This window comes from Oleiphilus sp. HI0043, from assembly GCF_001634935.1.
In genome coordinates this window covers 1-646 of sequence record NZ_LWEY01001859.1, presented here as the reverse complement: position 1 = coordinate 646, position 646 = coordinate 1, and the positions used below count along the sequence as shown (strand labels likewise).

The 646-nt window shown below is 44.0% G+C and carries 1 protein-coding gene; it reads left to right on the top strand.

What is annotated here, in order from left to right; translation table 11 throughout:
• Positions 1–646, top strand: a 646-nt coding sequence (locus A3729_RS28495; protein WP_197476230.1) for a 3'-5' exonuclease, incomplete at both ends; no start/stop codon positions are given.

Genomic DNA, 646 nt, shown 5'->3' with positions numbered 1-646 from the left:
TTGAATCAGGCTGTCGGTGAAATTGGTTTGGAACAAGTGTTGAGTGGTAAGGCGCTGGATCGGGTCAGGCGCTTTAGCGATTGGTTACGAAAAACAACGGAACGTTGTTATCAGGAAGATCCGATACCTGTGATCAAGCAGTTGTTTACCGATATTGAGTATGATCAATGGCTGTACCAAAACTCTAATACGCCAAAAGCGGCTGAGAAACGTATGGAGAATATCTGGTACTTGGTTGATTCGTTAAAAAATATGATCGACGCCGATAAAGGCACAGCGGATGAAATTGGTATAGAAGAAGCGGTTTCCAAATTGATCCTTCGAGATATGCTGGAGCAACAAGAAGAAGAGGATGATAGCGATAAGGTGCACATGCTTACGCTTCATGCCTCGAAAGGTCTTGAATTTCCACATGTTTTTATCATGGGGCTTGAAGAAGAATTATTGCCGCATAGAAACAGCATTGAAGAAGATAACATCGAAGAAGAGCGCCGCCTGATGTATGTGGGCATCACAAGAGCCCAGCGGACTTTAGCATTGACTTATGCTGCAGCACGAAAACAATATGGCGAGAAAATAGAAACCATTCCTAGTCGCTTTTTAGATGAAATTCCCGAAGATGACTTGCAGTGGGAAGGTGGCGAGC